Here is a 14,923-nt window from a genome sequence, read left to right as displayed (position 1 = left end):
AAATTAATCTCTTTTCTCAAACTGTTCTCTAGCCTCCATATCAATATTTAATTGACTTACTCTCGCATCTACTTTACGTTTAAAAACAGTATCGGCAATGGTAGCCACATTATCTAAGTAACGCACTACTTCCTGTCGTCTAATTTCAGAAAAATCTAAACCTTTCATGTTTGATTTCATCAATTCTTGCAACATGTTAAACTTCGTTTCGTAATTCTGTTTAAAATATATTTCTGGTTTATCAAACCAATCTTCCTCTAAATCGAAATCTGTTAAACGCAATGAAATAGCTGACTGAATGTTACGTACATCTCTTGATGAGAAAAATGGAAAAACTTTCTGAATTTCTTTATATAAGGCTGCATAGAACAGATGATCATTGGTTTTATGTTGTTTTTCTGCCTTATCATATGCTTCTAAAACACGTTCTTCAGTTGGTTTATTAACACTACTTAAAATGTCTCCCATATTTTTAGCTAAACCTTGATCTTTCAAAAACTCATAGTCTACTGGACTTGCCATATTTACAAAATCAGGCATTGTTTTATCTAACTTTCGCCACCATAAATGATCTTGGTCTAAGAAATCGTGTTCCGTTCTCGCTCCGTCAATTTTAAAACGACCTTGTACACGAGAAATCACTGCCTTATCTAACATTTCTGGTAAGTTGGTGAATAATCCGATAGAACTATTTCCGTAATTTACTGCGTACGCTCCTTCCGTATATCGAAGGAAAACTCCAATCACTTCTTTTACACCTGCTGAAACTCCTTGAGTTGTTCGCTCTTGTAAATTGTTTTCTGCATCATCAATCGGTGCAAAAATTAGTTTCGTTGGATCTTGCATGGGTTTCATCCACTCTACCATTTTTTCAGCAGAACCTCCTTGAAATGTAGAGATTAATGTATCAGGCATTGGATGAAATAAAAACGGAATATCTAAATTATCGCAATGCTCTTTTAATCGAGTTGCAATCGCAGCAATCAACATACTTTTTCCTGTTCCTGGAATTCCATACCCCATAAACACAGGCATAAACCCACCTAATTCTTGAAACGGATTTTTCTTTGCCTCAAAATCGTAGCTTAACATACGTTCTGTTAAACGACGTGCAAAATGCTTTGCATCTCGGTTACCTACAATTTGCTCAAATTGTATTTTATTAAATTCTACACTTTTTGCAGTTCCTGCAAAAACATTATCCCAACCAGAAACAGCAAAATCACTTTTTTCTAATTTATAAGTTCTATCTAAAATTGTTTCGGTATACTCTAAACTACTTTTACGCAACTGAATTTCATCAATTAACGCTTCAAAATACACAACCGTGAAATCAATAACATCTTTATCTGACTTTATAATATCTGGATGTCCTAAATATTTATCATAATAAAACAAAATACAAGCTATTCCTTTTAATGGCGATATAAATGACACTTCTGGAATTCCTGCAAACTTCTGCTTCATTACAGATAAATCATCAGATGAATATGGTTTTAAATCGTGTAAAATTTTATAGGAGGCAGCAAATAATTGAAACGCAGTAGCTGTTTGCATTTTACTTTCAAACTCACGTTTCCCATTCGAATCTAATGCTGATTTACGTTCGTTTAAACCAGATAAACCTGACGCATCGTAAAAACTATCTTTAATCCAAATTCCTAAAGTTAGCCCTTCTTGAACTGCGTACAAAGTTTGATTTAAATACACCGGAATAGCTATGGAATCAGGTAATAATCGTTTTTTTAAGGCTAAAATAGTTTTAGAAACTGAGGTAACTTCTGATGATCCTCCTCCATTATTTGCGCGTGACAAATACAACAAAATAGATTCATCTTTCGCATTTTTATCTTTATTCTTAGCTCTTTGTCCTTGTTCCCATTGAATGCTTTTTAAATATCCGCTAGCTTCATCACGAAGCATATCTAATTCATTTTGCTTTATAGGAAAAGTTGAGTTGTGTTCCATATCTTTTTAAATATCAATTTTTAAATCTGCTACTTGTATTGGTGGTTTTGCTAATTTATTTAATACCTCAGGTGTTTTATTGTGTAGTAATTGTATAATTCTATGTGGTGCAAAAACATATTTTTGAGGAATTACATCACTCCATTTTTGCATCGTCTGTTTAGAAAAAAAACCTCCTTCTTTAAAAGTATCCCCAGAAAAAATGGCATCAATTTTAAGAGATAAAGCATACGATTCTAATGGAATTTCTTTTTTCCCAATTCCGCTTAAAACAGCATGTGTTATTTCATTTTCATCTTTTGCAAACACATTATGCAACGGACCCAAATCGATCCTTTTTATATGCTTTGGGAAAATTTTTGTTAGTTTTCTATCAATATTATAGGCCATTGTAGCTAATGGCATTTCTCTATCTGCACTTTCTTTTAAAACCTGATATAATTCTTCTTTTTGATCTTCAATACGTTTACCATCATAATCAAAATACATATAACAAACGTAAGGTCGGTTATTACTTACATCATAAAAACTCCAACTTGTCATTAAGTTAGCATTACTATTTTCTGGCGCTTCTATAATTTTACCTTGCACAAACCTGTTGAATATGTATTGCTGATTTACTGACGAATAATATACAACTGAAGATGCTTGAAATAATCTACTCTTTTTAACAGGCTCTTTTTTACGTAATAAAGTATCCAGAAATTCTACTTTTAAAGAATGAGTGTCTTGAAGCCTGTCTATATATTCATTACGCAATTCTAAGTCGTTGTGCAAATACCTAAATTCCAAGTAATTTGGAAAACCAGAATCGGTTAAATCTACTTTCATATTATCCTCTTCGTCGTACATATATTTTATACGCATTGCCTCAATAGAGTACAAAAGTAAATCACAGTATTGCTTAAAAAAAGTAAGTTCTTGATGATTACACAACTGCTGTTGTTGCACTTTAACTATCAATTCTTTTAAGACAAAATCTACCATTTTATGGTAAAATACATATTGCTCTTTTGAATCTAGAACAGCCGAATCTAAAGGTGTTACAATCTGATTTATGGACATTTTAAAATTGTCTTCAATTTACAATAGTTTGTAAACTGTAATTTTTGTTTGCTTTATTACTAACATCAACAAATACACTCACGTTAAGGATTGAGGTATTGTTGGAGCTCCTCGAAGAGAGCGACTACCGAAAGCCTGACCTTCTTTTGTTTTTCTCGAAAGAAGGTAACGCCCTCGTTATTTTAAGACAATAAATCGTCTTCGTTTGTTGCTGGTTTTGGATTGTTTGAAGGTTCTGAATCATCACCAGATGATTTATTTGCATCTGCTTTGTAATAATCTTCAAAAATCTCTTTCATATCAATACCGTAACGATCGGCAAAATTCTTTTGAATATCGATATCTTTTTCTCTTATTTCCTGTAAAGCTTCTGCATAGGTACTATAAACACCTTTCATTACTTTTTCATGGACAGGAATGTTATCCATCATTTCTTGACGAGCTTTTGCACTTGCTGTATGCATAGAGGCTAACGTTTCACCAATATGCTCGTCAGTTTTTACACCTAAATGTTCTAAAATTGCCGCAAATTCTTGATCTGTTCTCGCTTTTAAAGCAACCACATAACCATCATAATACTTTAAACGTTCTTCTGTATCTGACTTTAATTTTGCACGGTGGGTCTGTAAATTACTACGTAAAGAGGTTAATACCTTAATTGTTAAATTGTGTTTGTGCACAAAACTATCTTTACTTGCAGCCAAAGTTGTATAGGCATTTTTCAACCCTTCTAATTCTTCAACTTTTTGTTCTAACGTAGTTACTTTACCTACCGCTTGAGCATATTCTGCAGATTGCTTATCTACAATTTCTTCTAGTTCTTGACGCGCTTGCTTTAACAATGCGTATTGCTCTTCTAAACTATTTTCTACTTCTTTCTTTTTCTCTAAAGCTTTTGTATGATTTTTAGTTGCTTCTACAATTGCCGTTTGTAATTTATCTTCAACTTCTTTGATTTCTACCTCACGATTCTTTAAACGTGTAACTGCCGCTTGAGACTTGTATGAAAGTTCCCCTAATAAAGTCTGAATATCAGCACTTTCTATTCGCTCTTGAAACATCGCTTTTGCTTTGTTATCTGCTCCGCTACGAACTTTCTCTGCTTCTTTTAATGCTTCTTCTGCTTTACCAATTTTACTTTTTCTTCCCCATAAATTATTCCACCAAGTATCTGGTTTATTTTGAGCGTCTTCTAATTCAATCTTTGCACGCTCTAAAGCTTTTTGTGCATCGTCTATTACTTTTTGCTCTTCAGCATTTAGTGTCGAAAATTTCTCGAAAATAATTCCAACTTCATCTTGATAATCCGTTAAGTCTTTAATAGCATCTAAAAGCGTAGTTCTATCTTTTTCTGCCATCTGTACAACATCGTCTAATGTTGCATTTAATATTTTTTGACGTGTTTCTGGATCATCTTCTTGTGCTAATTTGGATTTCATCGTATCGATGGCTTTTCCCCAATTAACATCTACTTTTTCAGCTTTTTTGTTAGAACTAGTTTCTAATAAATCAAAATCATCAGACATATTGTTTTGTGTTTTTTTTAGTTGAACAATTTTTGGATAGGCAATTTCGTTAAAAATTTTTAATTTAAAACAAGAATCTCTTAAATATATGTAGCATTTAAACTGCTTTTGTTACAAGTTTTTCATTTTATTTGATTGATGTTTTTAAAATTAAAAACCTCTACTGGAAAATCAGTAGAGGCTTTTTCAAAAAAGAAAATATGTACAAACAACTAACTAAAACTGCACAGTTTTAGTATACTTTAAATTACTACTGAGTTTTCTTCTAATTCTTCTTCAATATTTTTATCATTAATAACAAATTGATTAGAAGTGTTTTTACCCCCACCTGCTTTTAGCGCTTTATCTCCTGCAAAGAACGTCTTGTGATCATCTCCCAAGTCAGACCCCGCCATTCTTTGATGTTTAACACAAGACACACCTTTGCGAATCTCTTGTCTTTGTATACCTTCTACATAAGCCAGCATACCTTCCTCTCCAAAATAACCTTTTGTAAGATCATTCATATGAAGCGCAGTTGTATGATACGTAGGAAGCGTAATTAAATGATGAAAAATACCCGCATCTCTTGCTCCATCTACTTGGAAAGTTCTAATTTTTTCATCGGCACGGTTACACAGTTCAGAACCATCATACATAACATCCATTAAATTTTCTCGATTATAAGCAGACACATCTTCTCCAGCCTCAAGCATTGTATCATACATTTGTTTACGGAAATTAAGGGTCCAGTTAAAAGATGGAGAATTATTATAAACAAGCTTCGCATTAGGAATTACCTGCCTTATTCTATTTACCATATGAGCAATTTGATCTACATTTGGTGTCGGAGTTTCAATCCATAATAAATCAGCTCCGTTTTGTAGACTTGTAACACAATCTAACACGACTCTATCAATATTAGATCCTTCATTGAATTTGTACAAACCGTTCGCTAATCTTACAGGTCGCACTAATTTACCTTCTCTTTTAAGCAACACTTCATTATCAGCAACATTTTCTATAGTAACTTCTTCACACTCCACAAAATTTAAATATTGAGAAGCCAAATCTCCCGGTTCTTGACTTACAGGTAATTTTTGAGTAAGACCCGCTCCTTCTGAATCTGTTCTTGCTACGATAATCCCATCATCTATTCCTAATTCTAAAAAGGCATATCTAACTGCATTTAATTTTGCTATGAAATCTTCGTGTGGTACCGTTACTTTTCCGTCTTGATGTCCACATTGTTTTGCATCAGACACTTGATTTTCTATTTGAATAGCACAAGCCCCTGCTTGAATCATTTTTTTAGCCAATAAGTACGTAGCTTCTTCATTACCAAAACCTGCATCTATATCCGCAATAATTGGTACTACATGTGTCTCAAAATTATCAATCTCTTCTTGCACATCTTCTCCATTTTCAAGTCTTCTGAATAAATCATTTAACTCAATGGCATCTGCTTGACGCAAGAAATCGTAAATTTCTTCAATAAGTGAAGGAACAGCTGTTTTTTCATGCATAGATTGATCTGGAAGCGGTCCAAACTCAGAACGCAACGCAGCAACCATCCAACCTGATAAATACAAATATTTTTTATTGGTGGTTTTGTAGTGCTTTTTTACAGAAATCATTTTTTGTTGCGCTACAAATCCATGCCAACAGCCTAATGATTGTGTATATTGAGAAGAATCTGCATCATACGCAGCCATGTCTTTTCTCATAATAGAAGCTGTATATTTAGCGATATCTAAACCGGTTTTAAAACGATTTTGCGCCACCATTCTAGCTGCATTTTGAGGATTTATAGCACCCCATGTGCTCCCATACTTTTCTTTAAGCATTTTTACAGTTTCTAATGCAGAACTATAATTACCTTGTGTTAAATTTTTCATAATTTTGTAATTGATAAAGGTTATTAATGTATTTTGATAACTCGCCCTTTAAAATGTTGCCGCATTTTAGAGGGCTTTTTTTATAGATATTTATATGCTGGTAAGGTTAAAAATTCAGTGAAACCTTCTGATAAAACTAAATCATCAAATAATTGAATCGCTAACTCAAACTTTCCATTCTTATATGCAGTTTCACCTACCAAATTCTTTATTTTGTTTATTTCTGAACTTTTATAGCCCTCGTACATTGACTGTGTAAAAGTTCTTCCGTCTTCAAGCATTACAATATTCTTTAACCACTGCCATATTTGAGTTCTAGAAATCTCTGCTGTTGCCGCATCTTCCATCAAATTGTACAAAGCTGCTGCTCCATTACCAGATAACCAGCTTTCTATATATAAAATTCCAACATTGATGTTTTTTCTAATCCCTTCTTCAGTAATTGTTCCTTTTGGCACTTCAACCAATTGTTCTTCTGTAATAGAAAGCTCTTCTCTTTTATTATTAATCTGATTTGCATTTGGCATGTGTTCATTAAAAACATCTATTGCTACTTTAACCAAACCAGGATGCGCCACCCATGTTCCGTCATGACCATTTTTTACTTCTTGTAATTTGTCGTTATAAACTTTTGCAAATGCTATCTTATTTGCTTCTTCATCATTTTTAACAGGAATTTGAGCAGCCATTCCTCCCATTGCATGAACTCCTCGTTTATGACAACGCTGAATTACCAGTAACGAATAGGCTTTCATAAAAGGTGAACTCATCGTAACCTGATCTCGATTTGGAACCACAAAGTTTTTATGATTTCTAAATTTTTTGATATATGAGAAAATATAATCCCAACGGCCACAATTTAAACCTGCCATATGATTTCTTAATTCATAAATAATTTCATCTAATTGAAAACTTGCTGTAATCGTCTCGATTAAAACTGTAGCTTTTATAGTGTTTTGAGGAACTTTTAAATAGTCTTGCGCAAAAACAAAAACATCATTCCACCAACGTGCTTCGAAATAATGCTCTAATTTTGGCAAGTAAAAATAAGTTGCAGAACCTTGTTCTAGTAAAGGTTTAATGTTATGAAAGAAATACAAACCAAAGTCAACTAAAGAAGCAGACATTTCTCTTCCGTCTATTAAAAAATGTTTCTCATTTAAATGCAAGCCTCTAGGTCGAACCAACAAAACAGCTGTTTTTTCATTCAATTGATATGTTTTATCTTTCTGTTCATTATAAAACGAAATCGATTTCGTTACAGCGTCTTTTAAATTTACTTGTCCGTCTAAAACATTTTGAATTGTTGGCGAGTTACTATCTTCAAAATCCGCCATAAACGTTTTAGCTCCAGAATTCAACGCATTAATAATCATTTTCCGTTCAACCGGACCCGTAATTTCCACCCTTCTATCTAATAAATCTTGTGGAATTGGTTTACAAACCCAATTAGATTCTCGAACCTCTTTAGTTTCTGCTGGAAAATTCGGAAAATTACCAGCATCAAAATAAGCTTGTGAAACTTTCCTTTCTTCTAATAATGATAATCTTTTAGCATCAAACTTTTCATGTAATGCATTTAAAAAGGATGTAGCTTCTTTTGTTAAAACTTCACCATAAATTGCTGGTTCAAAGCTCTTAAATATTATTTTTTTTGAAATTACATTTGTTTCCATAATTATCATTTTTAAAAATTATACTACAATAGTATAAAATATTTTTGAACGCCACAAGCGAACGTTCGCTATTTTTTGTAAAAATATTATTTTTTTATTGTTCGCTTATTATTTATACATTTGATTTATGTTGATAGAAGACGAATACATCCGCTTAATTTTCGGGTTAAAATTGAAGCAAATACGCACCGAGAAGAAGCTTTCTTTATTTGGCTTAGCGAAACTTACAGGTTTATCAAAATCGTATTTGAACGAAATTGAAAAAGGAAAAAAATATCCAAAGACAGATAAAATTATTCTTCTTTCAGAAGGTTTAGAAGTTCCGTATGATCATATGGTTTCTCTTAAGCTTGATAAAAACCTTGCCCCTATTGGTGAAATTTTACAATCAAAAATATTAAAAGAAATTCCTTTAGACCTATTCGGAATTCAAGAAAACAACTTAATAGACATTATAGCTAATGCTCCTGCAAAAGTAAATGCATTTATAAGTACCATAATTAAAATTGCACAGAATTATAATTTAACAAGAGAAAGCTTCTTTTTAGCATCACTTAGATCTTACCAAGAAGCTCATAACAACTATTTTGAAGACATTGAAGAGGATGTTGAAAAGTTTGCAAATGCTTATCACCTAGATTTAAACAAAAAAATAACTTCAACAGACCTAGAAGAAATTTTAGTTGAAGAATTTAATTATAAAATAGATACTGAAGAACTAGCAAAACACAACAACCTTAATGAGCTTCGTAATATTTTTATTCCGAAGAAAAATACCTTATTAATTAGTAAAGATATTACCGAAGCACAAAAAACATTTATTTATGCTAAAGAAATTGCTTATAATTTTTTAACTATTGAAGACAGATTATATACATTTCCTTGGATAAAATTTGAAAGCTTTGACCAAGTTTTAAACAATTTTATTGCCTCTTATTTTGCAGGAGCACTTATTATTCCTAAACAAAACCTAGTTGAAGAACTTAAAACATTCTTCGATCAAGAAAAATGGAATTCATCAACTTTTCAAAATATAATTGATAAATACAATTGTTCGGCCGAAACTTTTTACCAACGATTAACCAACATACTTCCGAAGCAGTTTTATATTAAAAACTTGTTTTTTTTACGGTTTACTCATAAATTAAACTCAGAACAGTACAAGCTAACCAAAGAGTTGCATATTACACAGCAACAAGCCCCACATGGCAATAGAAGTAACGAACATTATTGCAGACGTTGGGTGTCCCTGAATTCGATAACAGAATTAGAGCAATTAAAAAAAGAATCTGCTTTCGGAATTCAGATTTCATCGTATGAAAATTCTGATAATGAATATATAGTGCTATCCTCTGCAACATCTGATCCTTTTAAAAGAGACCAAAATAGAAGTGTTAGTATTGGCTTATTAATTTCTCCAAATTTAAAAAAGAGATTGCAGTTTGTTAAGGATAAAAATATTCCTAAAAAAATAGTCGGGGTCACTTGCGAAACCTGCTCTGTGAAAAATTGTTCCGATAGAGCTGCAGAACCTTGGCGAATACAAAAGGAACAACAAAACGAATCAATTGCCAATTCAGTTGATAAAATTATAAATACCTACACCTAATAGTATTGAAGATTTTAAGCTAATTTCTTATTTTAGCCAACGCAAACAAACAACCATGGATATTAACTTCAACAAAAACGAAGATCATAATAAATTACTTTTATCAGAACTACGTCAAAAATTAGCAAAAGTTAAACTAGGAGGTGGTGAAAATCGGATTAAAAAACACCATGAGAAAGGTAAAATGACTGCTCGTGAGCGTATTGATTATTTATTAGATCGCAAATCAAAATCCATTGAAATCGGTGCTTTTGCTGGCGAAGGTATGTACAAAGAGCATGGAGGTTGTCCATCTGGCGGAGTTGTTGTAAAAATAGGTTACGTAAAAGGAAAACAATGTATTATTGTTGCTAACGATGCTACTGTAAAAGCTGGAGCTTGGTTCCCTATCACAGGAAAAAAGAATTTACGCGCGCAAGAAATCGCGATTGAAAATAAATTACCTATTATCTATTTAGTGGATTCTGCTGGAGTTTACCTTCCAATGCAAGATGAAATTTTTCCAGATAAAGAACACTTCGGAAGAATTTTCAGAAACAATGCAGTGATGAGCAGTATGGGAATTACCCAAATTGCTGCTGTGATGGGAAGTTGTGTTGCAGGTGGAGCCTATTTGCCAATTATGAGCGATGAAGCTTTAATTGTTGACAAAACTGGAAGTATTTTTTTAGCAGGAAGCTATTTAGTAAAAGCCGCTATCGGAGAAAGTATTGACAATGAAACGTTAGGTGGCGCAACTACACATTGCGAAGTCTCTGGTGTTACTGATTATAAAGCAAAAGACGATAAAGATGCTTTAGACAGAATTAAAAGCGTCATGGATAAAATCGGTGATTTTGACAAAGCTGGTTATAACCGGGCAAGTGCATTGCCTCCCAAAAAGGACGAGAACGAGATTTTTGGCATACTCCCAAAAGCTCGCAATGAACAGTATGACATGATGGAAATCATAGAGCGTATGGTTGATAATTCTGAATTAGATGAATATAAAGCGGGCTACGGACAAACTATTATTACGGGTTATGCTCGTATTGACGGTTGGGCAGTTGGTATTGTAGCTAATCAACGTAAAATTGTAAAAACTACCAAAGCCAAAACCAAACCTAGTGAAATGCAGTTTGGTGGTGTTATCTATTCTGATTCTGCTGATAAAGCTACTCGTTTTATAGCTAATTGTAACCAAAAGAAAATTCCGTTAGTCTTTTTACAAGATGTTACAGGTTTTATGGTTGGAAGTAAATCTGAACACGGAGGAATTATTAAAGACGGAGCTAAAATGGTGAATGCTGTGAGCAACTCTGTTGTACCAAAATTTACCATTGTAATTGGTAATTCTTATGGGGCAGGGAACTATGCAATGTGTGGTAAAGCATATGATCCCCGTTTAATTGCCGCGTGGCCAAGTGCAGAGTTAGCTGTTATGAGTGGAGCATCAGCAGCAAAAGTACTACTACAAATTGAAACTGCTTCTTTAAAAAAGAAAGGCGAAGAAATTACCAAAGAAAAAGAAGAAGAATTATTTAACAAGATAAAGTCTCGTTACGACGAGCAAATTTCCCCATATTACGCCGCCGCAAGAATTTGGACAGACGGAGTTATCAACCCGTTAGATACCAGAACATGGATTTCTATGGGAATTGAAGCTGCAAATCACGCTCCAATTGAAAAGCAATTTAATTTGGGAGTTATTCAAGTTTAATTATTTTTGACATCAATTTTTAAAAAACATATTTCAGGAAATGGGAAGAGCATTCGAATTTAGGAAAGCAAGAAAAATGAAACGTTGGTCTGCAATGGCAAAAACCTTTACCAGAATTGGTAAAGATATAGTGATGGCTGTAAAAGAAGGCGGACCTAGCCCAGAAACTAATGCACGTTTACGTGCGGTAATACAAAATGCAAAGGCCGCAAACATGCCAAAAGACAATGTTGAACGCGCCATAAAAAAAGCATCCGATAAAGACACTGCTAACTATAAAGAAACACTTTTTGAAGGATATGCTCCTCACGGTATTGCCGTTGTTGTAGAAACTGCAACCGATAACAACAACAGGACTGTTGCTAATGTTCGAGCTGCTTTTAACAAGTGTAATGGAAACTTAGGAACCTCTGGTTCGGTAGTTTTTATGTTCGACCATACCTGTAACTTCAGAATTAACGAAGAAACTTTAAAGATGGATTTAGAAGAATTCGAATTAGAAATGATCGAGTTTGAAGTTGAAGAGGTATTTAAAGACGAAGACGGAATAATGATTTATGCTCCGTTTGAGCAATATGGTGCCATTCAAAAATATTTAGAAGAAAATGACTTAGAAATTCTTTCTTCTGGTTTTGAACGCATCCCTACAACAACAACTAAACTTACTGAAGAACAGCAAGAAGAAGTTGAAAAACTATTGGAAAAATTAGAAGAAGATGATGACGTGCAAAACGTGTATCATTCTATGGAAATGTAATTTTTCATTTAATAAAATCAATTAAATCCAATGCTTTAGTGCTTTGGATTTTTTTTATACATTTAACTTTCAATAACTAACCCAAGAATTTAAAACTATGATTTTTTACGGAACTAAAGGCACTCATTTAAAAAGCGATAAAGTAAGTGGAGTAAAATGTAACCACTGCGAACAGCAAACTTCTCACACCATAAGTATTTTTGGGAGATATTTTTATATTTATTGGATCCCTATTTTTCCGTTAGGTAAAAAAGGGGTTTCAGAATGTAATCATTGTAAAGTCACTTACGAACGTAAAGAGATGAGTGAACAACTTAAATTAGCTCATGATAATGTAAAAAGAACTACCAAAACTCCTATTACACATTGGATAGGGTCTCTAGTTATAGGTGCATTAATTGCATTTGGAATTTACTCTGCCAAAAAACATGATAAAGATGTAGTTAGCTATATTAATTCACCTAAAGTTAATGATATTATAGAGTATAAATCATCTGAAAAAGGATATTCTACACTAAAAATAACCAAAGTAACCGCAGATTCTGTTTTTGTTATAGCAAATTCAATGGAAATTAAAAGAAAAAGTAAGCTTTATAAAATTGATAAAGAAGTTAACTATAATGCTGAAAGATACGGAATTTCTTTACTAGAATACCAACAAGCTTTTGACGATAAAAAGTTCTTAGAAGTTGATAGATAAAAATCAACATTTATAAATTTAACAAATCCAACGTAAAAAAACGTTGGATTTTTTTTGTTTCTGTTTCAACAAATTCATCCACAAAATAAATTGCTTTTGGGATTTCATATTTAGTTAAATCATCAATAGTTGAAAAGTTAATTTTTGTTTCAACCCCCTCAATAACCAAAATTAATTTTTCTCCCAAAACAGCATCCGAAACTCCTGCCACAAAAAATCGACTGTTGATTATTTTGGATAATTTTTCTTCAATTTTTTCAGGGTGTAATTTTATCCCTCCTGAATTAATTACATTATCAAAACGTCCTAACCATTCAAATTCTGTGTCAGAAATTAATTCAACTACATCGTTTGTTATTATTAATTCATCTGCCACTTTTGGAGCTTTAATAAGTAAACAATTTCTTTGATCTTTATAAATCGTTACATCAGGTAAAGTTTGATAAAAAACAGGAGCAAAATCGAAGTTATTTAGCTTTTTAACCGCAATATGCGTGATGGTTTCGGTCATACCATAGGTGGCAAAAATTTCGGTTTTTACATCTTGAATTTTATTGATAAGATCATTAGAAACCACTCCTCCACCTACAATGAGTTTTTTTACCTTATCTAAATCATATAAAGAATTTTGCAACTGCATAGGTACCATTGCACAAAAATCATATTGCTTCTCTACAGATGAAAGTGGGTTAGAAACTGGTTCAACAACATCTAAATCCCAACCTAAAGTAAACGCTCGAACCAACATCATTTTCCCTGCTATATAGTCTATAGACAAACATAAAAGTGCAGTTGTTTTTTCAGGTAAATTGAAAAACTCACCTGTAGCCAACGCAGAGTTTTTCATGAACTCTTTTTTAAGCTGAATAGGTTTCGGTTTTCCAGTAGAACCAGAAGTCTGAACAACTATAAACTCATCTTCTGTAAACCAATCGGTTAAAAAATTCTGAGCAGAAATAGAAATTGACGATGCAAATTCTATTATTTCTTTTGAGGAAGAAAATGATACCTCATTAAGACGAAAATTTTTATGAAAGTTCTTACTCATCAGATTTTTCAAATTCTAGTAACTATCCTCGATAAGATTAAATCTATCATCTGAAGAAGATTCTAGTTTAGGTTTTTCAATTCTCCCTAACAATTTTTCTTGCCAATTTTTCCAACCATATTTCTTAGAAAAAAACAAAAGCATCAGCGGATATAAAACCAAAACAGGAAAAAACATTTCAAAACCTACAGAAGGATCTGCGCTGTCTATATACAACGCATCCGTTTGAAAAGCTGTCCAATCAGTAGTTACAAAAATGGCTGCTACAATATTATTTATTGCATGCAACCCTAAAGCTAATTCGGTTCCTTCATCCATTAACGTAACAATACCATAAAACAAACCCGTCCCTATGTAAAAAACCATAGAAATGTATCCTAATTTTTCTACTTCTGGATTTGCACCATGCAACAAGCCAAAAATTACTGAAGTTAAAATTAACGGCAACCATCTATTTTTAAACCAAGTACCAAAACCTTGCATAAAATATCCTCTAAATAATAATTCTTCAAAACTTGTTTGCAGTGGCAAAAACAATAATGAAACTACTAAAAGCGTAAAAAACGGAACAGGTTTAAAATTCCAAGTATAGGTTTCAGGAGTAAAATAAACCCCAGCCAATGTAACTACAATAGCGACTACTCCCCAAAGTAAAAATCCAGTCCAAAAACGACTCCAATCTACTTTTTTTCTACTTGTTATGAGTGTTTTAACACTTCTTTTATGAATATATTTTACCGATAAAAATAAGGCCAATAATCCACCAACAAAAGTTAGAATCATTAAAAACAAAAAAAGATTTTTATCAATTCCTAAGCTCATAAAATTATCGGAAGCAGCTCTTAAAAAATCATTGGTATCTTTAGAGTGCATTACTGCTGTAACAATTAAGGGTACAACACCTATTATTTGCCATCCTACAAAAACAATAAGAATTGTTACGAAATAATGATACCAATCGTTTCTTCCTTTATATGCTTGTTGAATAAAATTCATTC

11 protein-coding genes are annotated in these 14,923 nt (G+C 32.6%); 4 read left to right on the top strand and 7 right to left on the bottom strand.

The genetic code is table 11. The features are described 5' to 3' along the window. Positions 1-3: 3 nt before the first annotated feature. The 5 genes from C7447_RS10425 to aceB all read right to left on the bottom strand — a co-directional run bounded on the left by C7447_RS10425 (position 4) and on the right by aceB (position 8,112). Entirely contained in the window at positions 4-1,968 is a 1,965-nt protein-coding gene (locus C7447_RS10425; RefSeq protein ID WP_148870453.1) for an AAA family ATPase, read from the bottom strand. Positions 1,969-1,974: 6 nt separating this feature from the next. After that, positions 1,975-3,033 (bottom strand): hypothetical protein, encoded by a 1,059-nt coding sequence (locus tag C7447_RS10420; protein ID WP_148870452.1) that lies wholly within the window; start codon positions 3,031-3,033, stop codon positions 1,975-1,977. A 182-nt stretch (positions 3,034-3,215) separates the two neighbouring features. After that, a complete protein-coding gene (locus C7447_RS10415) occupies positions 3,216-4,559 on the bottom strand; it encodes a coiled-coil domain-containing protein (RefSeq protein ID WP_148870451.1) in 1,344 nt (447 codons plus the stop codon). A 242-nt stretch (positions 4,560-4,801) separates the two neighbouring features. Beyond that, a complete protein-coding gene (locus tag C7447_RS10410) occupies positions 4,802-6,436 on the bottom strand; it encodes an isocitrate lyase (protein WP_148870450.1) in 1,635 nt (544 codons plus the stop codon). Between the two features lie 80 nt (positions 6,437-6,516). Next, a complete protein-coding gene (gene aceB / locus C7447_RS10405) occupies positions 6,517-8,112 on the bottom strand; it encodes a malate synthase A (protein ID WP_148870449.1) in 1,596 nt (531 codons plus the stop codon). Positions 8,113-8,239: 127 nt separating this feature from the next. Here aceB and C7447_RS10400 point away from each other — a divergent pair, with 127 nt between their 5' ends. From C7447_RS10400 to C7447_RS10385, 4 genes are all read left to right on the top strand, one after another. Then, the gene (locus C7447_RS10400) at positions 8,240-9,721 is read left to right on the top strand and encodes a helix-turn-helix domain-containing protein (RefSeq protein WP_148870448.1); all 1,482 of its coding nucleotides are present in this window, start codon (positions 8,240-8,242) and stop codon (positions 9,719-9,721) included. Between the two features lie 55 nt (positions 9,722-9,776). Continuing rightward, positions 9,777-11,420: an acyl-CoA carboxylase subunit beta gene (locus C7447_RS10395; protein WP_148870447.1), complete on the top strand. Its 1,644-nt coding sequence runs from the start codon at positions 9,777-9,779 to the stop codon at positions 11,418-11,420. 40 nt (positions 11,421-11,460) lie between these two features. Continuing rightward, positions 11,461-12,177: a YebC/PmpR family DNA-binding transcriptional regulator gene (locus C7447_RS10390; RefSeq protein WP_148870446.1), complete on the top strand. Its 717-nt coding sequence runs from the start codon at positions 11,461-11,463 to the stop codon at positions 12,175-12,177. Between the two features lie 97 nt (positions 12,178-12,274). After that, positions 12,275-12,877 carry a hypothetical protein gene (locus tag C7447_RS10385; protein WP_148870445.1) on the top strand — a complete coding sequence of 201 codons (603 nt, stop codon included), beginning with the start codon at positions 12,275-12,277 and terminating at the stop codon, positions 12,875-12,877. 10 nt (positions 12,878-12,887) lie between these two features. Here the strand turns inward: C7447_RS10385 and C7447_RS10380 are convergent, their stop codons facing one another. Beyond that, the gene (locus C7447_RS10380) at positions 12,888-13,925 is read right to left on the bottom strand and encodes an AMP-binding protein (RefSeq protein WP_148870444.1); all 1,038 of its coding nucleotides are present in this window, start codon (positions 13,923-13,925) and stop codon (positions 12,888-12,890) included. A gap of 15 nt (positions 13,926-13,940) precedes the next feature. Further along, the gene (locus tag C7447_RS10375; protein ID WP_148870443.1) at positions 13,941-14,921 is read right to left on the bottom strand and encodes a CPBP family intramembrane glutamic endopeptidase; all 981 of its coding nucleotides are present in this window, start codon (positions 14,919-14,921) and stop codon (positions 13,941-13,943) included. Positions 14,922-14,923: the final 2 nt, after the last annotated feature.

This window comes from Tenacibaculum adriaticum, assembly GCF_008124875.1.
GTDB classification, from domain to species: Bacteria; Bacteroidota; Bacteroidia; order Flavobacteriales; family Flavobacteriaceae; genus Polaribacter; species Polaribacter adriaticus.
Note: the sequence above shows the minus strand (reverse complement) of the source record. Positions and strands in the feature narration are given on the sequence as shown.